At 36.6% G+C, this 21946-nt stretch carries 22 protein-coding genes; 13 read left to right on the top strand and 9 right to left on the bottom strand.

Going from position 1 to position 21946, the window contains the following annotated elements; translation table 11 throughout:
• Positions 1-134: 134 nt before the first annotated feature.
• Positions 135-932 (top strand): response regulator transcription factor, encoded by a 798-nt coding sequence (locus O5639_RS08490; RefSeq protein WP_269624113.1) that lies wholly within the window; start codon positions 135-137, stop codon positions 930-932.
• Here O5639_RS08490 and O5639_RS08495 read toward each other — a convergent pair.
• Genes O5639_RS08495 through O5639_RS08505 form a run of 3 tightly spaced genes read right to left on the bottom strand, consistent with a single transcriptional unit; the run spans position 929 to position 4852 of the window.
• Complete coding sequence (locus O5639_RS08495; protein ID WP_269624114.1) at positions 929-1888, bottom strand: DNA polymerase III subunit delta'; 960 nt, start codon at positions 1886-1888, stop codon at positions 929-931. The two genes, O5639_RS08490 and O5639_RS08495, sit on opposite strands and share 4 nt — an antisense overlap.
• A gap of 1 nt (position 1889) precedes the next feature.
• Positions 1890-2525 carry a dTMP kinase gene (gene tmk / locus O5639_RS08500; protein WP_269624115.1) on the bottom strand — a complete coding sequence of 212 codons (636 nt, stop codon included), beginning with the start codon at positions 2523-2525 and terminating at the stop codon, positions 1890-1892.
• Entirely contained in the window at positions 2522-4852 is a 2331-nt protein-coding gene (locus O5639_RS08505; RefSeq protein WP_269624116.1) for a heavy metal translocating P-type ATPase, read from the bottom strand. Before O5639_RS08505 ends, tmk begins: the two co-directional genes overlap by 4 nt.
• A 162-nt stretch (positions 4853-5014) precedes the next feature.
• Here O5639_RS08505 and O5639_RS08510 point away from each other — a divergent pair, with 162 nt between their 5' ends.
• Positions 5015-5536, top strand: coding sequence for a photosystem I assembly protein Ycf3 (locus tag O5639_RS08510; protein WP_158465957.1), 522 nt, complete (start codon positions 5015-5017; stop codon positions 5534-5536).
• Positions 5537-5552: 16 nt separating this feature from the next.
• Here the strand turns inward: O5639_RS08510 and radA are convergent, their stop codons facing one another.
• Positions 5553-6932, bottom strand: coding sequence for a DNA repair protein RadA (gene radA / locus O5639_RS08515; protein WP_269624117.1), 1380 nt, complete (start codon positions 6930-6932; stop codon positions 5553-5555).
• Positions 6933-7039: 107 nt separating this feature from the next.
• Between radA and rpaB the strand changes: the two genes are divergently transcribed.
• Genes rpaB through O5639_RS08540 form a run of 5 tightly spaced genes read left to right on the top strand, consistent with a single transcriptional unit; the run spans position 7040 to position 11789 of the window.
• Positions 7040-7786 carry a response regulator transcription factor RpaB gene (rpaB, locus tag O5639_RS08520; RefSeq protein ID WP_011294133.1) on the top strand — a complete coding sequence of 249 codons (747 nt, stop codon included), beginning with the start codon at positions 7040-7042 and terminating at the stop codon, positions 7784-7786.
• A 4-nt stretch (positions 7787-7790) separates the two neighbouring features.
• The gene (gene plsX / locus O5639_RS08525) at positions 7791-9113 is read left to right on the top strand and encodes a phosphate acyltransferase PlsX (protein ID WP_269624118.1); all 1323 of its coding nucleotides are present in this window, start codon (positions 7791-7793) and stop codon (positions 9111-9113) included.
• A 52-nt stretch (positions 9114-9165) separates the two neighbouring features.
• Positions 9166-10182 carry a beta-ketoacyl-ACP synthase III gene (locus O5639_RS08530; protein WP_269624119.1) on the top strand — a complete coding sequence of 339 codons (1017 nt, stop codon included), beginning with the start codon at positions 9166-9168 and terminating at the stop codon, positions 10180-10182.
• A gap of 27 nt (positions 10183-10209) precedes the next feature.
• Entirely contained in the window at positions 10210-11106 is an 897-nt protein-coding gene (gene fabD, locus O5639_RS08535; protein ID WP_269624120.1) for an ACP S-malonyltransferase, read from the top strand.
• Between the two features lie 2 nt (positions 11107-11108).
• On the top strand, positions 11109-11789 hold the full coding sequence (locus O5639_RS08540) for a lysophospholipid acyltransferase family protein (RefSeq protein ID WP_269624121.1): 681 nt from the start codon (positions 11109-11111) through the stop codon (positions 11787-11789).
• 9 nt (positions 11790-11798) lie between these two features.
• Here the strand turns inward: O5639_RS08540 and tsaB are convergent, their stop codons facing one another.
• Both tsaB and O5639_RS08550 read right to left on the bottom strand, forming a co-directional pair.
• Entirely contained in the window at positions 11799-12557 is a 759-nt protein-coding gene (gene tsaB, locus O5639_RS08545; protein WP_269624122.1) for a tRNA (adenosine(37)-N6)-threonylcarbamoyltransferase complex dimerization subunit type 1 TsaB, read from the bottom strand.
• Positions 12518-12769 carry a Ycf34 family protein gene (locus O5639_RS08550; protein ID WP_269624123.1) on the bottom strand — a complete coding sequence of 84 codons (252 nt, stop codon included), beginning with the start codon at positions 12767-12769 and terminating at the stop codon, positions 12518-12520. The genes tsaB and O5639_RS08550 overlap by 40 nt, the downstream gene beginning before the upstream one ends.
• A gap of 29 nt (positions 12770-12798) precedes the next feature.
• Here O5639_RS08550 and O5639_RS08555 point away from each other — a divergent pair, with 29 nt between their 5' ends.
• Entirely contained in the window at positions 12799-13992 is a 1194-nt protein-coding gene (locus O5639_RS08555) for a CCA tRNA nucleotidyltransferase (RefSeq protein WP_269624124.1), read from the top strand.
• A 65-nt stretch (positions 13993-14057) separates the two neighbouring features.
• Positions 14058-14489: an RNA recognition motif domain-containing protein gene (locus tag O5639_RS08560; RefSeq protein ID WP_269624125.1), complete on the top strand. Its 432-nt coding sequence runs from the start codon at positions 14058-14060 to the stop codon at positions 14487-14489.
• Between the two features lie 12 nt (positions 14490-14501).
• On the opposite strand, the gene O5639_RS08565 is transcribed toward O5639_RS08560, so the two are convergent.
• Both O5639_RS08565 and pds read right to left on the bottom strand, forming a co-directional pair.
• The gene (locus O5639_RS08565; protein ID WP_269624126.1) at positions 14502-15440 is read right to left on the bottom strand and encodes a phytoene synthase; all 939 of its coding nucleotides are present in this window, start codon (positions 15438-15440) and stop codon (positions 14502-14504) included.
• An 81-nt stretch (positions 15441-15521) separates the two neighbouring features.
• Positions 15522-16910: a 15-cis-phytoene desaturase gene (gene pds / locus O5639_RS08570; RefSeq protein WP_269624127.1), complete on the bottom strand. Its 1389-nt coding sequence runs from the start codon at positions 16908-16910 to the stop codon at positions 15522-15524.
• Between the two features lie 104 nt (positions 16911-17014).
• Here pds and O5639_RS08575 point away from each other — a divergent pair, with 104 nt between their 5' ends.
• Both O5639_RS08575 and O5639_RS08580 read left to right on the top strand, forming a co-directional pair.
• Positions 17015-17362 (top strand): NAD(P)H-quinone oxidoreductase subunit M, encoded by a 348-nt coding sequence (locus tag O5639_RS08575; RefSeq protein ID WP_269624128.1) that lies wholly within the window; start codon positions 17015-17017, stop codon positions 17360-17362.
• Positions 17359-18015 carry a DUF3172 domain-containing protein gene (locus O5639_RS08580; RefSeq protein WP_269624129.1) on the top strand — a complete coding sequence of 219 codons (657 nt, stop codon included), beginning with the start codon at positions 17359-17361 and terminating at the stop codon, positions 18013-18015. The genes O5639_RS08575 and O5639_RS08580 overlap by 4 nt, the downstream gene beginning before the upstream one ends.
• On the opposite strand, the gene O5639_RS08585 is transcribed toward O5639_RS08580, so the two are convergent.
• Positions 18012-18962 carry a LysR family transcriptional regulator gene (locus O5639_RS08585; protein WP_269624130.1) on the bottom strand — a complete coding sequence of 317 codons (951 nt, stop codon included), beginning with the start codon at positions 18960-18962 and terminating at the stop codon, positions 18012-18014. The genes O5639_RS08580 and O5639_RS08585 overlap by 4 nt on opposite strands.
• 110 nt (positions 18963-19072) lie before the next feature.
• On the opposite strand from O5639_RS08585, the gene O5639_RS08590 reads away from it, so the two are divergent.
• On the top strand, positions 19073-19819 hold the full coding sequence (locus O5639_RS08590; RefSeq protein WP_269624131.1) for an NnrU family protein: 747 nt from the start codon (positions 19073-19075) through the stop codon (positions 19817-19819).
• 25 nt (positions 19820-19844) lie between these two features.
• A complete protein-coding gene (locus tag O5639_RS08595) occupies positions 19845-21851 on the top strand; it encodes an NAD(P)H-quinone oxidoreductase subunit 5 (protein WP_269624132.1) in 2007 nt (668 codons plus the stop codon).
• Positions 21852-21946: the final 95 nt, after the last annotated feature.

Consider the following 21946-nt stretch of genomic DNA (forward strand, 5'->3'; position numbering starts at 1 on the left):
CGCAAGTAGTCTTGTCGATTAAGTCGTTGGAAATCGTATTTTCCGAATTCTGCAATAAAAACAAAATTTTGAGAGAATCATATGAATCTTTAGTAATCGCTGTTGCGGGTACTTTTTAACTTGGGCAATTATTAATGAAGCCTTGCATTTTACTCATTGAAGACGACCAAGACATGCGAGATCTTGTCGCAGGGCATCTTGAGCACACTGGTTTTGATGTCCAAAAAGCTGAGGATGGCATCAAGGGGCAAGCGCTAGCTTTGCAATACGCTCCTGATCTAATTCTTCTTGATTTAATGCTTCCCAAAGTTGATGGATTAACTCTATGTCAACGTTTAAGAAGAGATGAGAGAACGTCAGGCATACCTATTCTTATGATTACTGCATTGGGTGGTATTAAGGACAAAGTAACTGGTTTTAATTCTGGTGCAGATGATTACATAACAAAACCATTTGACCTAGAGGAATTACAGGTAAGAATTAAGGCCTTGCTAAGAAGAACAAATCGTGCTCCATTAGGCAGTAATAATCAGCAAGAAATACTCAATTATGGACCTCTTACGCTTGTCCCTGAAAGATTTGAAGCAATATGGTTCGAATCTCCAGTTCGTTTAACTCATTTAGAATTTGAATTGCTTCATTGTTTGATGCAAAGGCATGGTCAGACAGTTGCACCGTCATTAATTCTCAAAGAAGTTTGGGGTTATGAACCTGATGATGATATTGAAACTATACGTGTGCATGTAAGACATTTAAGAACCAAGCTTGAACCTGACCCAAGAAAACCAAGATTTATTAAAACTGTATACGGTGCAGGGTATTGTTTGGAATTACCAACTGGGGACAAAATAAGTGAAATTCAACCTTTAATAATTCAGGCAAGAGAAACCAACTCTTTGAAAAATAATACGGATGAAAGAGTGATTGCTTAATCAATCAAGTTTATCTCTAATAAAGTTACTTCCCAAGCAAGTCTCGGTTGCACAAATTTTAATAATTGCTTTCTAAGCTCTTCAAGTTTTCTAACAATATTTGAATTTTTTTCTTTAATCCATGCTCTATTTTGTTTGAAATCAATGACCCACAATTGTTGCTCTATATTCAGTTCATCAGTGATTTCCTTGGCTAATTGCAATAACTCAATTTGATTGGTTAATTGTATGTCTAGCTTTTGTCTTAACGGACTTGAAATCGATAACCAACATTGTATATTCTTTAGATATTGTCCAGGAGATCCATATGAAAAGGCGATTAATTCTTTAATTTTTTCAAGAGGAATATCATCTATTTTTTGAACAACTTCTAATTGATCAATAATTTTATTTATTACATTATCACTTAAGCGTATAAATGGGACAAACTGACATCTTGATCTAATGGTTGATAATAATTTCTCTGGTCTTTGAGTAATAAGAATAAATAATCCTGAATTTGTCTCTTCAAGAGTTTTTAATAATGCATTTGATGCGGATTCATTTATTCTTTCAATATCTTCAATGATCACTATGCTTCGCTCTGATTCAAATGGCTTTTTCCCAAGAAATTCTATTATTTCTTTAATTTGATTAAGCCTTATTTGCGGAGGTGATTTTATGGTTATACTTTCTGCACTAGCTTTTGTTTGAGAAATAATTTTACCTTGGACCATATAACATGGTTCTATCCATAATAAGTCGGGATGATTATTACTTTCTATTTTCCTGATTGTACTTTGTTGGTTTTGATTGTTTTGAAGAATAGCTTTTATAAAGACTTTTGCAGTTTTTTTTCTTCCAACCCCATCCGGTCCAGAGAATAAATAAGCAGGAGAAATATGTTCTTTGGAAATTGCAGACTTTAAAATTTCAATTGCTAAATCTTGCCCATATATATTTTTAAAATCATCCATTTTATTTGTTTTTTATTAACTTCTTTATCTCAGATTTAATCTCGGACATGATTTTTTCTTTAGAGTTAATAGCAGATATTTTTTTCCATTTACTGTCCTCGGACAACGCTTGAAAGCCTAGAGAAACATTTGATAAAAACTCTCTACCTTCTTTTTCAATTCGATCATCTTTTCTATGTATTCTTCTTTTGATGCTTTCTTCAATAGAAATGTCTAGTAGAAATGTAATATCTGGAGAAATCCCCTGAGTGGCTATGGCTTCGAGATCTTTAATTAACTTGATATCTAACTTTCTTCCATAACCCTGGTAAGCAAGTGTGGAGCCACAAAACCTATCGCTAATAACCCAATCTCCTTGATCTAAAGTTGGGCGAATAATTTCATTTACATGTTGTGATCTGTCTGCGGCATAAAGCAAAAGCTCAGTAATAGAATCTGGACTTTTTGTTCTAGAAGTTTCTAGTAGAAGCGATCTTATAGATTTCCCTAAATCAGTCCCTCCTGGTTCTCTAGTTATCACTAATTGATTATTTTCAGGGATGAGATCAGTGCTAGTAAGCCATTTTGATAATTGATTGATTTGAGTGGTTTTTCCAGAGCCATCAATACCCTCAAAAACAATAAATTTTCCTTTCATTTTGACTTCAAAGATAAAGCATTAAATACAACACTTATAGAGCTCAAAGCCATAAGTAAAGCCGCCAAGGGAGGAGATAGTAATAATCCAGAGGATGGTAAAAGTAATCCTGCCGCTATTGGTAATGCAATTAAGTTGTATCCAAATGCCCACGCAAGGTTTTGTTTGATTTTGAGCATTGCTTGTTTTGATAGTTGTAAAGCATTTGGAAGAGCTTCCAAGCTTTCTCCAAGGAGAACAAGATCAGCAGAATCTTGTGCGATTTGAGTTCCCGTTCCTATCGCTACGCCCAAGTCTGCAGCTGCAAGAGCTGGGGCATCATTAATACCATCACCTATCATCGCTACTAAACCATTATTTTTTAATAAGTTCAATTTATTTAGCTTGTCTGACGGTAACATTTGCCATTCAATTTGTTTGGCACTAAATCCTAATTTTTCCCCTAATGATAAAACTGCGGAATCTCTATCACCACTGAACAAACTTAATGAAAAACCTCTTGAGCGTAATTTATTAATTGAAAGGAAAGCATCTTTTCTTACTTGGTCATCAATCAGTAAAAAACCTAAAAACTTTTTTTCAAGAGCAACAGCAACTATTGATTGAGCTTTTGTTTTTGAAAAATTGAAATTATTTTCAATTAGTTCATTCCATTCAATTCCTTCACTCTTTATCCATTCGGGAGTTCCTACTCTTATAAGTCCTTCTAAATTATTAATTTTCCCAGATAAGCCTTTACCTGCATAGGTAGCTGATGTTGACACTTTTTCTAGTTTAATTTCTTTTTTGTGCGCTTCTTGAATAATTGCTTGGGCGAGTGGATGCCGACTGTCTTGTTCAATACTTGCCGCCAATTTGAGCATGAAATTTTTTTCTGACTCTTTGTATACCCAGCATCCAACAACTAAAGGTCTTCCAATTGTGAGGGTCCCTGTTTTATCAAAAATAATTTGACTTATTTTTGATGCCATTTCGATGACATCTCCACCTTTGAATAACCATCCTCGTTTAGCAGCTTCTCCTGAGGCAACTGTTATTACAGTTGGGGTGGCGAGTCCAAGAGCACATGGACAGGCAACAACTAAAACAGAAATTGATAATTGAAATGAGAGACCAATTGGTGTTTGAGGTGTATTCAGTAAATGATCATGCAAATGATGGCTTTGCATGAAACCTGTATTGGAGACTTCTAAAACTTCTGGCCAGATCCTTGTACCAACTTTCCACCAAAAAAGAAAAGTCATTACAGACAGAGTTGTCACCCCATAGCAGAAAATTCCTGCCACCTTGTCTGCTAAGCCCTGAATTGGTGCTTTTCTAGCTTGGGCTTCTTCAACTAAACTTATTATTTTAGCTATTGCAGTTTCAGATCCTATTTTCTGAACTTCTAAAGTAATTGTTGACTCTAAATTTAGGCTGCCAGAAGGTAGTTCGACACCTGGTGATGCTTCTAGAGGTAAAGACTCACCAGTTAAACTTGATACATCTATAGCTGAATTTCCTTTTATAACAAGACCATCGACTGGAATTCTATCCCCAGCTAATAGTTGAATTTTTTCTCCTGGTCTGAGTGCACCTATTCTAATTTCACGAATTTCATTGTTTTCTAAAATTAGGTTAGCTGTGTCGGGTTGTAATTTTGCTAAGTCTTTTAAGGCTGTGCCTGTTTTAACTCGAGCTCTTTCCTCTAAAAAGCGTCCTAATAAAACAAATCCAAGTAGCATGACTGGTTCATTGAAAAAGCATGGCCAGCCAACTGTTGGCCAAATCAAAGCAATTATGCTGGCTATATAAGCACTCAGTACACCAAGGCTGACTAAGGTATCCATTGTTGGTGTAAGCATGATTGCTGACTTAACACCTGCTTTTAGAATCGATTTACCCGGGCCAAGTAAAGCAAATGTTGCAAGTGCAGCATGAAAAGGTAATGAACCAATAATTGGAAAAGATATTTGTTGACCCTCTACTAAATGTCCCAATCCAGAGAGGAATAGTAACGAAGTGGCTATTATTAGTTGACGCCATTTATTCCATAAATTTTGATTGTCGTTTAGCTCTAATTCGATTTTCTTTGAAATCGTTTGATTTAGCCTTTCACTTGAGGGAAAGCCCTTGGATGTAAGAGTTTGAATAACATCGGATAAGGAATTATTAGGATCTTTAATTTCTAAAAAAGCCGTTTTTGTAACTAAATTAACGCTGGCATTATTTATGTTTGGGTCGCTTTTAAGTATTTTTTCAACTGCCTGTACACAACTTCCGCATTTCATTCCATCAATATCTAGCAGAATTGAATTTTTGCTTTGGGCAATCTTTTTGTTGCTCAAGGGAATATAAATTTTAGATACTTATTCTAAATTTAATAAATAAAAAGCATGTTGCATTCATTTAATAATTTATTAATACATAAAAATTAGTTTCATTATTTCTATAAATTTTTTCTTGTTCCAAGCAGGATATAATCGTATCTATATGGTATTGTTTCAATCGTGCCTAGAAGTCAAAACAAAGACAATTTTCTTGATAAGGCCTTCACGAAGATGGCTGAGGGAATCGTTAAAGTGATGCCAATCGCCTCCAAAGAAAAAGAAGCTTATCTTTACTACAGAAAAGGTTTAGCGGCTCAAAATGATGGAGATTACTCAGAGGCTTTAGAGTATTACGAAGAGAGCTTAAAACTTGAGGATAATCAAGTTGATAGAGGTGAGACATTGAAAAATATGGCAATAATTTATATGAGTAATGGAGATGAAGAAAGAGCACTCAACACATATAAAAAAGCATTGGGTCAAAATCCAAAACAACCATCCTGCTTAAAAAATATGGGATTAATTTATGAAAAAAGAGGCAGAATGGCTCAAAGAAATGGTAATCAAGATGAGGGTGATATCTGGTTTGATCAGGCGGCTGAAGTTTGGAGTAAAGCTGTTCGTTTATATCCAGGAGGATATTTAGATATTGAGAACTGGCTTAAGACTACAGGTAGAGGAAATGTTGATGTTTATTTATAAGTAGTTAAATCATAGACTAATCTTTCTGTAAAGCATAAATTATCGCTTCATTAATATTAGAAGCTTTTAATATTTTAAATTTTGGATTTGTTTCAAACTCGCTTGTATCTATCCCATCTGGGATAATTAATTTCTTATATCCCAGCCTGATTACTTCATTAATTCGTTGTTGCATTTGTCTGACTAATCTTAATTGACCAGCTAGACCTATTTCTCCTATGAAAACCATTCCCTCTTCAAGTTCAATATCTTTAAAGCTCGAAACTATCGCAGCTGCAATTCCTAAATCAGCCCCCGGCTCTTCTACTTCTAATCCACCAGCCACAGCTAGATAGCAGTCATATCTTGAGAGTGAGAGATTCATATTTTTTTCTAGAACTGCCAAGATTTGATGAAGCCTGTTTATCTCAACACCAGTGGTGGTTCTTCTTGGACTTGCATAACTAGTGGGATTTAAAAGTGCTTGTATATCTATGGCTAATGGTCTTGTCCCTTCACAAGTCACGATTGTTGAAATTCCAGGTGCAGAGGTTTTGCTTAAAAATAATTCGCTTGGATTAGATACCTCCGATAATCCATCTGCTTGCATTTCAAAGACTCCAAGCTCACAAGTTGCACCAAATCGATTTTTCACACCTCTTAGAAGTCTGTGAGAAGCAAAGCGATCGCCCTCAAAAGTAAGTACTGCATCAACAAGATGCTCAAGAACTTTTGGTCCGGCTAACATTCCATCCTTCGTAACGTGCCCGATAATCAAAAGGGATATATTTTCTCGTTTAGCAATTTGCTGTAAAGCTGCAGAACATTCTCTAACTTGAGCTACTGAGCCAGGCGAACTTGATAAAGTTTCATCATGCAAAGCTTGAATGCTATCTATCACTGCTACGTCAGGCTTCAAATAATTAAGCTCTTTTATAACTAGCTCTAGATCTGTTTCTGCGAGTAAATGAAGATTGGATTCAGAATCTTCAATTCGATTCCATCTGAGTTTTACTTGTTGAGCAGATTCTTCAGCAGCTACATAAAGGACTGATCTTTGATGAGCTATTGCAGTCGCACTTTGCAAAATGAGAGTGCTTTTCCCAATTCCTGGGTCTCCACCAATTAATATTAGTGATCCAGGTACTAAACCACCTCCAAGTACCCTGTCTAATTCCTCATATCCACTTGGAATACGATCAATAATTTGGTTTTTAGTCTGGCTGATTAGTTCTGAACGATAGGGGGATTTCTCACTGCTAGAATTAATCTTTGTGTAAATAGATTTATCTGATTTTTGATTAATTTTTTCTTCTATTATTGAGTTCCATTCTCCACAATTGTTGCAGCGGCCAAAGAATTGCCTGGTTTGAGCACCGCAACTTTGGCAGACATAAATAGAGACAGAACGAGACACTTAGTTGTAAAAAGGAAGTTGCTTGTAGTTGAATAAAGATAGTGATCTTTAAATGTTGGTGAACCTTCACTTAAGATCTTGTTGCAGCCGCCAAAGCTAAGGAACAAATGACGGCCACAAGTCCCTCAAAGGAAACCATCCTCGTAGCTGATGATGAGGCAAGTATTAGGAGGATCCTGGAAACTCGCCTATCGATGATTGGCTATCAGGTGGTTACTGCGTGTGATGGAAATGAGGCATTGGATCTTTTCAGAAATTGTGAGCCTGATTTGGTTGTACTTGATGTCATGATGCCTAAATTGGATGGATATGGAGTTTGTCAGGAACTAAGGAAGGAATCAGATGTACCAATAGTTATGCTGACAGCGTTGGGAGATGTAGCAGACAGAATTACTGGTCTAGAGCTTGGTGCTGATGATTATGTTGTTAAACCATTTAGCCCAAAAGAATTAGAAGCTAGGATCAGATGTGTCTTAAGAAGAGTAGAAAAAGAACAAATAGCAGGACTACCTAATTCAGGTGTGATTGCGGTTATGAATTTAAAAATTGATACAAATAAACGTCAGGTTTATAGAAATGATGAGCGAATTAGATTAACAGGCATGGAATTTAGTCTTTTAGAACTATTGGTCAGTCGTTCGGGAGAACCATTTAGCCGAGGTGAGATTCTCAAAGAAGTTTGGGGATATACACCTGAAAGACATGTTGATACAAGAGTAGTGGACGTCCATATTTCTAGACTTAGATCAAAACTTGAGGATGATCCTGCAAATCCAGAACTAATTCTTACTGCAAGAGGAACGGGCTATCTTTTTCAAAGAATTGTTGATTCTATGATTCCTGAAGGATCATAAATTTGTGGAAAAAAATCATCTAAATAATAAAACAAATCGTTCTAAGGCAATTAGAAGATTGGTTATTTGGTATCGCCGAAACTCAGCGGTTACAAGTCTTGTTGATACTGCAACAAGCTCAGCTACAGCAGCAAGTAATGTTGCTGGATCAGTTGTTTCGAATGCTGGTTCTGTTGTTACTAGTGCTGGATCAATAGCTAGAAGCACATTAGAACCATTTGTGTTTGATCCTCTTCGGAGACTACAAGGAGGAGTAAGTACAGACCCGAAAAATGGAATTCAAGATTCCGAAAGAATTTGGGTTGCTGTCGATGGAATGGGAGGAGATTTTGCACCTGGAGCGATTCTTGATGGGTGTTTGAAATCGTTGTCATTACTTCCGTTGAAAATTAAATTTGTTGGTGAAATTGAGAAAGTAGAAAAAGCAGCTATTGAATTTGGATTAGAAGAATCTCTAGACAAAGCTATAAATGATGGAAATTTTGAATTAATTCCCAGTGGTCTATCAGTTGGCATGGATGAAGAAGCCACTGCAGTCCGAAAAAAAAAGGATGCGAGCATAAATATTGCAATGAAATTGGTTAAAGAAGGAAAAGCTATGGGTATCTATTCAGCTGGAAACTCTGGTGCGATGATGGCTTCAGCGATTTTTAAGTTAGGACGTTTAAAAGGAATTGATCGTCCAGCAATTGGAGCATTATTCCCAACTAAAGATCCTGGCCAACCAGTTTTGGTGTTAGATGTTGGAGCAAATATGGATTGTAAACCTACCTATTTGCATCAATTTGCTCTTCTTGGAAATATTTATAGTCGAGATGTTTTGCAGGTGGTTAAGCCAAGAATAGGATTATTGAACATTGGCGAAGAATCCTGTAAGGGTAATGATCTTTCTCTTGCAACTTACCAGCTTTTGAACGAAGAAGAGCGATTTTGCTTTTCTGGGAATTGTGAAGGAAGAGATGTTTTATCAGGCGATTTTGATGTTGTGGTTTGTGATGGATTTACAGGAAACGTTTTGCTGAAATTTCTAGAGTCAGTAGGAACTGTTCTTTTGGGAGTTTTGAGGGCTGAGTTACCAAGAGGAAGACGAGGTAAAGTTGGTTCTGCTTTTTTGAGAAATAATTTGAAACGAATAAAAAAACGACTAGACCATGCTGAACATGGCGGTGCTTTACTTCTAGGAATCAATGGAATTTGTGTTATTGGTCACGGTGGAAGTAAAGCTTTATCTGTTTTGAGTGCTTTAAGAGTTGTTCATTCCGCTGCCAGTCATGGAGTAATGGATGATTTGGCAGATTTAAATAAACCAGATGTTTTAAAGGTCTGATTGGCATGTCCTACCATGTGGTTGACTTATGATATGAGGGCTTTTTTTAGATTTGATTAGAAATTCTCAATGGGACTCAGGAATAACTTTTGTGGGCTGCGGGAGCGCAGTTCCTCAAAAGATAATCAATAATGATCAACTTGGTCAGAGAGTAGATACTAATGATGAATGGATTCAAAGTAGAACTGGTATTGGCGAAAGAAGGGTTATTGGAGAAAATGAATCTTTGATTGATTTAGCTACTGATGCAGCACTGAATGCCGTCAAAATGGCTAATTGGGATGTGAAAAATATCGATTTAATAATTCTTGCAACATCTACACCAGAAGATTTATTTGGCTCGGCGCCTAAAATACAATCAAATTTGGGTGCTTCCAATGCAGTTGCTTTTGATTTGACTGCTGCTTGCAGTGGCTTTTTATTTGCTTTGATAACTGCATCACAATATTTAGCTTCTGGATCAATGAAAAGAGCTGTTGTGATTGGAGCAGACCAATTATCAAAATGGGTCGATTGGGATGATAGAAAAACCTGCGTTTTGTTTGGAGATGGAGCAGGAGCAGTCGCTGTTGAAACCAATAGTGATGAGAATGGTTTGGTTGGATATGATTTGAAGTCTGATGGAAGTAAAGGAGGTTGTTTAAATCTTTCTCAATCAAAAACTTTTTTGGATTTAGTTCAAGGAGCTATTCATCAAAAAGGAGGATATTTGCCAATCAATATGGAGGGCAAGGAAGTTTATAAGTTTGCGGTTAGAGAAGTTCCAATCATTCTTGGAGAAATCTTAGACAAATATCAAATTAAGTCTGAAAGTATCGATTGGCTTCTTCTACACCAAGCCAATCAAAGAATTCTTGATGCTGTAGCTTCAAGATTTTCAATACCATCAGAAAAAGTGCTCTCAAATTTGAAATATTATGGAAATACCTCAGCAGCAACGATCCCATTGATGCTGGATGAAGCCGTTAGAGATCAGAAGATTAAATCAGGCGATTTAATAGCTTGTAGTGGATTTGGTGCTGGCTTGAGTTGGGGAGCTGCTTTGTTTTATTGGCATGGTCCCTATTAAGCTGTTTAATAATTAATCTAGAAAATCATGACTATTGCCTGGGTCTTTCCTGGACAAGGCTCTCAAAAATTGGGTATGGCAAATTCGTTGTTAGATTTGCCTGGTGCGAGAGATAGATTTGACTTAGCCTCCGAAATTCTTGGAAGAGATCTTTGGAAAATTTGTTCTGGTGAAGGGGTTCCAAACGGAGAAATATATGATTTAAACGATACGAGAAACACTCAACCTGCCCTTTTTGTTGTTGAGTCGCTATTGGTGGATGATTTAAAAAGACAAGAAAGGGAGACCCAAATAATTGCAGGCCACAGTCTCGGAGAAATAGTTGGTCTTTATTCAGCTGATGTTTTAGATGCGAAAACAGCCCTATTGCTATTAAAGAAAAGATCGGAATTGATGGCATCGGCAGGAGGAGGAGTAATGATTGCTGTTATGGGTTTTGATCGAAATGAATTAGATGATTTGATTAGAGAAACTGATGGAGCTTCAATAGCAAATGACAATAGTGAATCTCAAGTAGTTTTATCTGGTTCACCAGAAGCAGTAAGGAAAGTGGCTGATAATTTAAAATGTAAAAGAGCGATTCCTTTAAAGGTTTCAGGTGCTTTTCACTCCACATTTATGACTGAAGCATCTAAAAGTTTTTCTGAAGAAATTGATCAAGTAACTTTTCAAGATGCGCAAGTTCCAGTTCTTAGCAATGTTGATCCAAGTCCAACTTTAAGTGGTGACATATTGAAGGATCGCTTAAAAAAACAAATGACTACTGGAGTTAGGTGGAGAGAGACTATGGATGTAATGAAAAAAGAAGGGATAACCACAATGGTTGAAATTGGCCCAGGAAATGTTCTTAGCGGTCTTGCTAAACGATCAATGAAAGGGCTCCTGCTTAATCAAATATCAAATGCAAGTGATTTGGGGTATTGATTTTGGAAAAATTGAAAGTTTTTAAAGGAGTTGAAAAAATCGATCGAAATATACCTCGACAAAGTTTTGTTTATCGTTGCGTCAGTTATCTCTTGGTTTTCCCGATTTTTCGTTTTTTGTTTAGAGGTCAAACAATAGGGATTTCGAATTTACCCAAGACAGGAGGAGTTGTCATTGTTTCTAATCATGGCTCCCATTTGGATCCTCCGATTTTGGGCCATGCTTTGGGAAGACCGGTAGCTTTTATGGCAAAGTCTGAGCTTTTCACGGTGCCCGTATTGTCATTCATAATTTCTGCTTGTGGTGCCTATCCAGTCAAGAGGGGAGCTGGAGATAGAGAGGCAATAAGAAATGCATCTAATCGATTAAGTGAAGGTTGGGCTACGGGTGTGTTTTTAGATGGGACCAGGCAAGCCAATGGGAGAGTTAATGATCCTAAAGCAGGTGCTGCTCTTCTTTCCGCTAGGACAGGTTCCCCTATTCTTCCAGTGGCAATAGTTAATAGTCACAGAGCTTTTCCTAAAGGATATCTTCTTCCCCGATTTGTCTCTATTCATTTAAGAGTTGGTGAATTAATTCAACCCCCTAAAACAAAAAAAAGAGAAGATTTAACATCCACAACTAAAGAAATTCAAATATCTATAAATACAATGTTGGATAAAGGTTTAATAAAAAATATATGAAATTAATTCCTATCTATTAAGATTAGAAATATTAGGCTTTAAATTTGTTTGTTTTTTATTGTCTACTGGTGAGGTTGGATAGAGGGGTAATGTTTTCCCCCAATGAGAATTCACTTTTAAATTTTGACGATATTCAGAGAAATTTATAAGTGAAATAATATCTTTTTCTACATTGTTAGAAGCCTTAATTGAAGGGTTTATTTCTTTTTCATTTGTTATTAATTGTGGAGAAATAATTTCATTAAATTCATGAAAATTTGACTCATTGTGAATTTTAATTAGCTGATATTTACCTGCAATAATACCTCTACGTGGCATGATATCTTTTATCCAAAATGGATTAAAGATTAGATTTTGATCAAGATATTGATAAAGTCTTGGAGCCATTAAATGATAGGAGCTCATCGAATCTAATGAACAACCAATTTGCTGTGCAATTGTTCTAGCTACTGATAGGGTTAATCTTGTACTGGTAAAACTTCCAGGACCTTTTGCCACTGCAATGCGATTTATCTGCTTCCAAAATTTTATAGGTAGAATTTTATCAATACAACTAAATACTTTATTGGATAATGAGTGACCAATATTAAATACTTCGCTTTTTATTATTTTGTCTGGATTCTCAATATCTTTAATGGCAATTCCAAAGGATTCCGAGCAACTATGTAATGCTAATAAATATTTTGATTTTGAGTTATAGAAATTTTGCAATGAATTTATTATAGTTGTTACTTTGGAATGTCTTCTCCAGGACGCAGCCTGCTCCATTTTCCTTGATCTAGTTGAAAACTATCACAGCCTCTTACATCCCATTCTATTCCTGTGCTGTTATTAGACATAGCGAAAATATTGATGTGTATTTTTGGATTGACCCCTTGAAAATCTGGATTTTTGGAGATGTGGTTGGCACCATGATTTTCTTCAACTTTATAGTAAGTCTTGCATCTATCTACCCAAGCACAATCAACACAGATGCACATAACTATTCGAGTAAAATTTAGGTGTCATTTTGATAAGTAAGGACACATTACTATCAAATGATCTTTTTGGAGATTTAAATCCAAAGGATTGGCCGATATCCCTAGCTGATTTACCTCCTGGAAGTGCCTTAGTGGGAGGTTCTGTTAGAGATGGATTATTGAATAAATTGGATCAAAAGCCTGATTTGGATTTTGTAATACCAACAAATGCCATTAAGTTCAGCGAAAACTTATCTAAAAATATCAATGCCACTTTTATAAAACTTGATGAAAAGAGGGATATTGCTCGATTAGTTATTAATGGATGGACGTTAGATTTTGCTCGACAGGTTGGACAGAATCTTCAAGATGATTTATTAAGACGTGATTTTAGAATTAATGCAATTGCTTTAAAACTTAAAGATCAGCCAGAAATTTTTGATCCAATTGGAGGGATTGAAGATTTAAAAACTAAGAAAATTGTTGCAATAAGTGAAAAGAACTTAATCGATGATCCATTGAGAATTCTTAGAGGTTTTCGATTGATGTGTGAATTAGACTTTGACTTGGAGAAGAAAACTAAAAGATTTCTAAAAAAGAATGTAGATAAATTAAGTAATGTTGCGCCTGAAAGGATGAAAATGGAGATTATTAAAATAGCTCATTCAAAATGGAATTCTTCAGTTTGGAAAACTTATTTAGAACTTCAATTATTGAATAGATGGAATGAAGATAAGCCTTCTTTTGTTGAGCTAAAAAGAAAGGAAATTCTCTCAAAAGAGCTTTTGCTGGGAAGCTTTTTAGCAAAATTAATATTTTTACTTGGTGATGAGGGGTTGGCAAGTTTGACGTTTAGTAAAAGTGAAATTAAAAGATGCAAGAACCTGAGGTTTTGGGTTGAAAAAATTAATAATTTGGGTTTAGACGCTCTTTCAGAGGATGAAAGATTTCAACTTCATATTGATTTGGAAAAGGATTTACCATCTTTAATTCTTTTTTTGAAAAACGAAAATATAAGCGCTTGGTTAAAACGTTGGAAAGACCCCTCTGACCCCCTATTTCATCCTTCTTGCCCTTTAGATGGCTATTTGCTTCAAAAAGCCTTAAAAATCCCTCCTGGCCCTTTATTGGGCGACCTTATGAGACATCTTTCCAGGGAAAAAGCTTTTGGAAGATTCTTTACAAACCAAGAGGCTTTGGAGGTGGCTCGTAAATGGACTCTAGAGAATGCGCCCTTTTTGTGATTAACTACACACAAATCAAATTAATCTCGTCCGAATCCCGTCGTCTTCTTATCCCCTTTTTCTAAATGAGTGTTCGCCTTTACATCGGCAATTTGCCGCAGAATGTCAATGTTAAAGAACTTGAAGCCCTCCTAACTACCGTAGGAGATGGAATCAAATTTAAAGCTGTATTCGATAGAGATACCAAGGCTTGTAGGGGGTTTGGTTTCGCGAATATTAAAGATGAGAAAGTTGCAAATGAGCTTATTGAGAAATTAAATGGCCATGAATTTAATGGCAATAAATTGAGGGTAGAACGTTCGGAGCGTAAAGATTCAAATTCCGGAAGCTCTAGACGAGGAGCGAATTCTAATAGTGGAAATAAAGGTTCTAATCGTAAAGATGTTAAGAAAGTTGTACACAGCGATGCGCCAATCAAACAGGCTCCAGACCCAAGATGGGCTGGAGAACTATCAAAATTAAAGGAGCTTTTAGCTAATCAAAAAACACCTGTATGATTTTTTAGGTATTCAATTAAGTAGTGTTCTAAATTTATATTTTTCATCGTTAAGAGTTATTAGATAAGAGATGGGTAGGTTTATAGCTTTAACCCATCCCTTAACATAAGCACGGTTGTTGAAGACGTCATAATCTAACTTTTCAATGGAATTTAGTATTCCGCTATATAGCCTTAATGACGTCCATATAGGCCATCTTGCATCTATTGAGAGCCATTTGATGCCTTCTTCAGATTTCAGGAACCAATCTCTTGCTCTGGCTAATTGAAAAGACATTAATGCTTTCCAGTTATCATTTATTTTTCCGTTCATTAGATCTTCTTCAGAGTAATTAAATTTTTCCAAATCTTCTAAAGGTAAATAAATTCGTCCCCTTCCTCTGTCTTCCCCAACATCTCTAAGAATATTTGTGAGTTGATTCGCAATTCCTAGTGCGATAGCAGCTTTTGAAGTATCGGGGGATGGTTTATTGGGATTAGATGTATAGGCAGAGTCAATTCCAATAACACCTTGAGTCATCAATCCAACTGTTCCAGCTACTCGATAGCAGTAAAGTTCAAGTTCTTCAAATGTTTTATACCTGGTTGTATCTAGATCCATTCTCTGCCCTTCAATCATATCGATATAAGGCTGAATAGACTGAGGAAATTTTTGCAGAGTATCGGCCAAGACTGCATCAAGATCATCTTCAGTCTTACCAGCAAAAATATTTTTTGTTTTTTCTTCCCATTTATTCAGTCGATCTGACAACTCATTCTTAGATTTTTTTTGGGCTTCAATGCTGTCCATCAACTCATCTGTTCTACGGCACCACACATAAATAGCCCAGATTGCTCTGCGTTTAGGAGGGGGCAATAACATGGTGCCCAGATAGAATGTCTTGGCCCATTGTGCAGTTTCTTTTCTGCAAGCCTCGTAGGCATCCTCTAGATTCAAAGAAGGCTGCGCCAAAATTAGAAGTTTGTAAGTTTTTTAGTGTTCACTTGGCTGTTGAATTGCAATTTTAAATAAATTGTTGTTGATACATTACGACTAAGAAGAACCTATGTCAGTCGAAATTTTGATTTTTTCTGCACATAGTTTTCCACTTAATACCGCACCTTCCATGGATGCGAGATATTTTTGCATTGTGTAATCACCAGTTAAGAAAAAGTTGCTTATTGGAGTCTTTTGATCTGGCCTTAAATCTTGGCATCCAGGAACAGCTTTGTAGACTGATTTTGGTGTTTTTATTACTTTATATTTCCTCAATTTAGCTTGATTTTCCCCTGAGAAATGCATGGGGAAAAGTTTCTTCAATTCTTGCATGGTTGCATCAATTATTTCCTCATCTTTACGACCGATCCAGTCTTTTGCAGGAGCAAAAACCAATTCAAGCATTGAACGATTTGGATCTTCATATTCTTTACAAGTTATGCTCATATCAGCATAAACACTTAGAAGTGGTGATCTGCTGAATAAGAGGTGATCAATATTTGTAAGTTTTCGATCGAACCAAAGGTGAATATTAATGACTGGAACTCCTTTCAGACCTTCTAGTTTTCTGAAAACATCTTGAGAGGCCCATTCACTAGGCAAAATTGTTTTAAAGATATCCACGGGCATTGCGCTTACATATGCGTCGGCTTCAATTGCTTTCCCATGAGATTCTTTAGCACTACCTATTAAGAAATTTTCAACAGAACCATCTTCTTTTAAATTGATTTTTTTCAGTGGGCTATTTAAAAATACGTCGCCTCCTAAGGCTCTTATGTGATCAACAATTGGTTGACAAAGTCTCTCAGGTGGCGCTCCATCAAGGAATGCCATTTTTGATCCGTTTTTTTCTTGTAGGAAGCGGTTTAATGCGGTTAGCAATACTGTTGATGATATTTCATCAGGACCGATGAAATTTAGTGCCTTACTCATTGCGATAAAAACTTCATCATTTACTCTTTCGGGTATATTTTGTTTTTTTAGCCATTCGGTCCAAGAGTATTTATCACAATCCTCTACATAATTTTGGCCGCGCAACATAGCTGGTATAAGTCCTATTCCAAACGAAATCTTTTCTGGCCAGCTAAGCATGTCATTGTTGCTTAAAATTGCTGCCACTCCGTTTATTGGAGCCGGAAGATCAGGGAAGTCAAAACGGCTATATGTGCCAGGTTCCTCTGGTTGGTTGAAAATCATGGAATGACTTTTCCATTGAAGACGATCTTCAATATCTAACTCTTGAAAAAGCTGAAGCATGTTTGGATATGCTCCAAAAAATATATGCAATCCGGTCTCATACCAATCTCCATCCTCATCTTTCCATGCAGCAACTTTTCCTCCAAGTACGTTTCTTGCCTCATAAACGAATGGAGTATGACCTGCATCCGCTAAGTATTTTGCACATGAGAGTCCTGCTAATCCTGCTCCAGCGATTGCTACGCGCATACTTAAATAAAAGAGTATTTAACAACTTTAGTGATTAAGATCACCCAACAAGGGGTATGGTCGTTAAATTTGCAGTATAAATTTCGGTTTGTTGTTTTAAATTCATGAGCGACACAATTCTTAAATGCACAACACGTCACATAAGAATATTTACTGCAGTAGTAGAAAATAATGATTTAATTTTGGATAATGAACATTTAACTTTAGATATTGATCCTGATAATGAATTTCTTTGGGGCGATCAATCCATAGAAAAGGTACAAAATTATTTTCGTGAATTAGTTGACTCTCAAGCCAATAATGAATTGAGTGATTACAGTTTGAGAAAAATAGGTTCCCTTCTTGAGGACTTTATTAGACAGTTGCTTAAGGACGGAGAACTCAGTTATAACCCAAATAGCAGGGTAATGAATTACTCCATGGGACTACCTCGAACTAAAGAATTATTATGAATCAAGGTCCTTATGATCGGCGTCCATCATCTCGTAGAAGATCAAATCTGGCGAGAAGACAAGAAGGAAATAAATTTAATTCTAGAAAAGATACATACTCTAGAGACCAATATGAGCCAAGAGCAACTCGATTTAACTCCTCAGGCCCATCTGATGGCGGTGGAGGGATAAAAATAAACTCTAACTCAATTGCTATTTTGGCTGGAGTATTGGTAATAGGTGTTGGTATTGGCAGCCTTATCACAAGCACAACCTCTGGTGGGCAAGGAAATATTGCAAGTCAGCAACAGTTAGATATGGCAGTTCCAGATCCAGATTTTTGTAGACAATACGGCGCAAGTGCTTTTGTTATTGATATTGAAATGTATACGACGTTAAACCCCTCTACTAGCTTTGTGACACAACCTGCTCTTCAACCTGGTTGTGTAATACGAAGAGAAAATTGGACTGTTTTGCAAAAGCAAGGAGCAATAAACAATGAAGATGTTAGAGAGTGTAAACAGAGAATGAATACATTTGCTTATATTGGCTCTATTAGGGATGAGCCGATTGTTCGTTGCGTTTATCAGGCCGATGTAAACGAAAATAAATTTATAATTAAAGGTGCGGAAGAAGATGCTATTGGTATCAATAAAGAAGCTATACAGTTTTAAATTTTATCTTTAAATAGTGGTGAAAATGAACTGGCAAATAAAGGTAATATGTCTTGTGTGAATGCTTCTGCAGCCCTTGATGAATATCTCCCAGGATTAGTGATTACTTTTAGTTCTCTTCTGACTTCTAGATCTGCAACAAATGCTCTATGGATACTTCCTCCAGATAGTTCTCTTTCAATTGAAACGACTGGGAGAAATGCAGCACCTAAATTAGATTGAACAGCATTTTTAATAGCTTCAAGAGAATTTAATTCCATTTCTATATGTAACCTCTGCACGTCTAACCCTGAAGAAGATAGTAATTGATCAACGACTTTTCTCGTGGTCGATTGATTATCTAAAGTTATAAACCTAAGACTATATAAATCTTCTTTTGTAAGTTCTTTTGACTTTGCTAATTGATGATTAGTAGGCAAAACCAGCGCTAATTCATCAGTCGCAAAAGGAATTACTTGTAATGATTCATTCAATTCTAAGGGAAGCTGGCCTCCAATGATAGCTATATCAATTTGGCCATTAGCAACACTCCACCCCGTTCGTCTAGTGCTATGAATTTGAAGTTGAACTGAAACTTCTGGATATTTTTGCCTGAAGAGTCCAATCATTCGTGGCATTAAGTAAGTACCAGTTGTTTGGCTGGCTCCAATAATGAGAGCTCCCCCTTTGAGATTATTGAGATCTTCAATTGCTTTACAGGTCTCTTGACACTCTCCTAATATTTTTTCACAGTAATTAAGAAGAAGTTTACCGGCTTCAGTTAGTTGAGCTTTTCTGCCCCCTCTATCAAATATGGCAATTTCTAGTTGTTTCTCAAGATTTTGAACTTGTAAACTTACAGCCGGTTGAGTAACAAAGAGACTGTCAGCAGCTTTTTTAAAGCTCCCCTCATCAACAATTGCTTTGAGGATTCTGAGTTGATCAAGAGTGAAAGGGATTTCGGCCATAGTGGCAGGCCTTCCTGGCAGTTATTAAAATAAAATGTAGGGAAAAACAACCTCAACTGTTGATCCCGTATGGATCTAATAATTTATTAATAGACTTTTGGATATGACTAATGGCATTTTCAGTTACTCATGGTTCCAGTTTTGTGATGATATTACTTTTATTTTGTTTTGCCGTTATTCACAGTGGTGGAGCGGCTTTAAGGGAAAAGGCAGAGGGTGTAATTGGGGCAAGAGCATGGAGATTGATTTTCGCTTTTGCAAGTATTCCTTCAGCTATTATTTTGGTTGGTTATTTTATTGCTCATCGTTACGATGGGATTAGATTTTGGAATTTTCAAGGTGTTAGCGAACTAATTCCGGTTATTTGGATTTTGAGTGCGATTAGTTTTCTTTTTTTGTATCCAGCTACTTATAACCTTTTAGAAATCCCAGCTGTCCTAAAGCCCAGAGTTCGAATTTATGCCTCAGGGATTATTAGAGTTACTCGCCATCCACAGGCAATAGGTCAAATTATCTGGTGTTTTGCACATTTACTTTGGATAGGCACAAGTTTTACTCTGGTCACTTGCTTAGGATTGATTGCACATCATCTATTTGCGATTTGGCATGGAGATAAAAGACTCAGCTACAAATTTGGAAAAGAATTTGAGGATGTGAAGAAAAAAACATCAATTGTTCCATTTTTAGCTGTGTTGGATGGACGACAAAAATTACAAATAAAAGAATTTCTTAGGCCCTCTCAAATGGGGATTATTGTTGCGGTGATTTTTTTCTGGTGGTCCCATAAATTTATTTCTGTTGGAGCTCAGAGATTTCTCTCTTTTGATTTCACTGAATTACTAGCAAGAATTGCCTAAACTTATCTCAATATGATTTAGCTGGATGCAATCGGCTGCAGATTTTGCTTGGTTAATTCCACTGCTCCCTCTTTGCGGGGCAGTTGTGATTGGTTTGGGATTAATTAGTTTTAACGATCTTTTTAATCGTTCAAGGAAACCCGTTGCAATAACCCTTTTAACTTCCGTAGGTGCATCGGCATTTATTAGCTATGTAGTGTTGGCTGAGCAACTCTCAGGCAAGCCTCCAGTAGAACACTTGTTTATTTGGGCAAGTGCAGGATCTTTTGAGCTGCCAATGGGATACGTGATTGATCCTCTAGCAGCAGTCATGCTTGCTCTTGTAACTACAATTGCTTTCTTGGTAATGATTTATTCCCATGGATATATGGCACATGATCCTGGGTATGTTCGTTTTTTTACTTATTTGGCTTTATTCAGCAGTTCAATGCTTGGGCTAATTGTTAGTCCGAATTTACTTGAAATATACGTTTTTTGGGAATTGGTTGGGATGTGTTCATACTTACTTGTTGGCTTTTGGTATGACAGAGATGGTGCCGCTCATGCAGCTCAAAAAGCTTTTATCGTAAATAGAGTGGGAGACTTTGGTTTATTGCTTGGTATTTTGGGTCTTTTTTGGGCAACAGGTAGTTTTGATTTTCATGGAATCTCTGAAGGTTTATCAGAGGCAGTTAGGTCTGGCTCAGTTCCAATATGGGCAGCTTTAACTCTTTGCATTCTTGTTTTTATGGGACCAATGGCAAAGTCTGCACAATTTCCTTTGCATGTTTGGCTACCTGATGCAATGGAAGGCCCAACTCCTATATCTGCCCTGATTCATGCAGCAACAATGGTTGCAGCCGGAGTTTTTTTAGTAGCAAGGCTTGATCCTCTGTTTAGTCAGTTCCCTTTCGTTGGCTTATTTATTGCAATTATTGGAACTGTAACTTGTTTCCTGGGTGCATCGATAGCTTTGACACAAATGGATCTAAAAAAAGGATTGGCTTACAGCACAGTTTCTCAACTGGGATACATGATGCTTGCAATGGGCTGCGGAGCCCCAGTTGCAGGAATGTTCCATCTAGTTACTCATGCTTGTTTTAAGGCGATGTTATTCCTTGGCTCAGGTTCAGTTATACATGCAATGGAGGAGGTAGTTGGTCATGAACCAATTCTTGCTCAAGACATGCGATTAATGGGCGGCTTACGTAAAAAAATGCCCATAACGGCAATTACTTTTTTCATTGGCTGTATTGCTATCAGTGGCATACCTCCCCTAGCAGGCTTTTGGAGTAAAGATGAAATTCTTGGTCAAGCCTTTAATAGTTTTCCAATACTCTGGTTTATTGGTTTTTTAACGGCAGGAATGACAGCTTTTTATATGTTTAGGCTTTATTTTCTAACTTTTGAGGGAGACTTTCGAGGGGAAAATCAAGAGATGCAGCTTTCTTTGCTTTCTTTAGCAGGTAAAGAAAAGGATGAAGATCATGAAGGACATGAAATTGGCGTAATCCATGAATCTGCGTGGCCAATGACATTTCCTTTGGCAGTTTTGGCAATTCCTTCTGTCTTAATTGGATTTATAGGTGTTCCATGGAACAGCATTTTTGCAAATTTGTTAGACCCCGTTGAGGCTATTGAAGCTGCAGAAAAATTTAGTTGGGGAGAATTTCTACCTTTGGCAACTGCCTCTGTAGCTATTTCCTCTGCTGGAATAATCTTGGCGGTCTTAACCTATTATTTAAAAAGTCTTGATCTTGGTGTTTCTCTATCCAAGAAGTACTCTCGAATCAATTTATTTCTTCAGAACAAATGGTACCTAGATGATATAAATGAGAAAATTTTTGTTAAAGGTAGTAGAAAGCTTGCAAGAGAAGTACTTGAAGTAGATGCAAAAGTAGTTGATGGAGTGGTCAATTTGACTGGATTATTGACTCTTGGTAGTGGAGAAGGACTCAAATATTTTGAGACAGGAAGAGCTCAGTTTTACGCATTGATTGTTTTTGGAGGAGTTATTGCTCTGGTTGCACTTTTTGGCATTGTAGGCGCATGATTTTTACATAATTTTTTTAGGTGTGTGTTTCATCCCCTATCTAGAGGGTGCTAATAATCTCATAATTTCTAAACTCAAAAAGTGGTGATTAATTT

Origin of the sequence: Prochlorococcus marinus str. MIT 1214 (assembly GCF_027359355.1) — a bacterium.
Taxonomy (GTDB): Bacteria; Cyanobacteriota; Cyanobacteriia; order PCC-6307; family Cyanobiaceae; genus Prochlorococcus_B; species Prochlorococcus_B marinus_F.

Coding starts and splice junctions, on each gene's coding strand:
- O5639_RS08580 (WP_269624129.1), top strand. CDS start 17,359: ATGAATCAAGGTCCTTATGATCGGCGTCCATCATCTCGTAGAAGATCA.
- O5639_RS08550 (WP_269624123.1), bottom strand. CDS start 12,769: ATGTGCATCTGTGTTGATTGTGCTTGGGTAGATAGATGCAAGACTTAC.
- O5639_RS08495 (WP_269624114.1), bottom strand. CDS start 1,888: ATGGATGATTTTAAAAATATATATGGGCAAGATTTAGCAATTGAAATT.
- O5639_RS08490 (WP_269624113.1), top strand. CDS start 135: ATGAAGCCTTGCATTTTACTCATTGAAGACGACCAAGACATGCGAGAT.
- O5639_RS08595 (WP_269624132.1), top strand. CDS start 19,845: ATGCAATCGGCTGCAGATTTTGCTTGGTTAATTCCACTGCTCCCTCTT.
- rpaB (WP_011294133.1), top strand. CDS start 7,040: ATGACGGCCACAAGTCCCTCAAAGGAAACCATCCTCGTAGCTGATGAT.
- tsaB (WP_269624122.1), bottom strand. CDS start 12,557: ATGGAGCAGGCTGCGTCCTGGAGAAGACATTCCAAAGTAACAACTATA.
- fabD (WP_269624120.1), top strand. CDS start 10,210: ATGACTATTGCCTGGGTCTTTCCTGGACAAGGCTCTCAAAAATTGGGT.
- O5639_RS08585 (WP_269624130.1), bottom strand. CDS start 18,962: ATGGCCGAAATCCCTTTCACTCTTGATCAACTCAGAATCCTCAAAGCA.
- O5639_RS08575 (WP_269624128.1), top strand. CDS start 17,015: ATGAGCGACACAATTCTTAAATGCACAACACGTCACATAAGAATATTT.
- tmk (WP_269624115.1), bottom strand. CDS start 2,525: ATGAAAGGAAAATTTATTGTTTTTGAGGGTATTGATGGCTCTGGAAAA.
- pds (WP_269624127.1), bottom strand. CDS start 16,910: ATGCGCGTAGCAATCGCTGGAGCAGGATTAGCAGGACTCTCATGTGCA.
- O5639_RS08590 (WP_269624131.1), top strand. CDS start 19,073: ATGGCATTTTCAGTTACTCATGGTTCCAGTTTTGTGATGATATTACTT.
- O5639_RS08560 (WP_269624125.1), top strand. CDS start 14,058: ATGAGTGTTCGCCTTTACATCGGCAATTTGCCGCAGAATGTCAATGTT.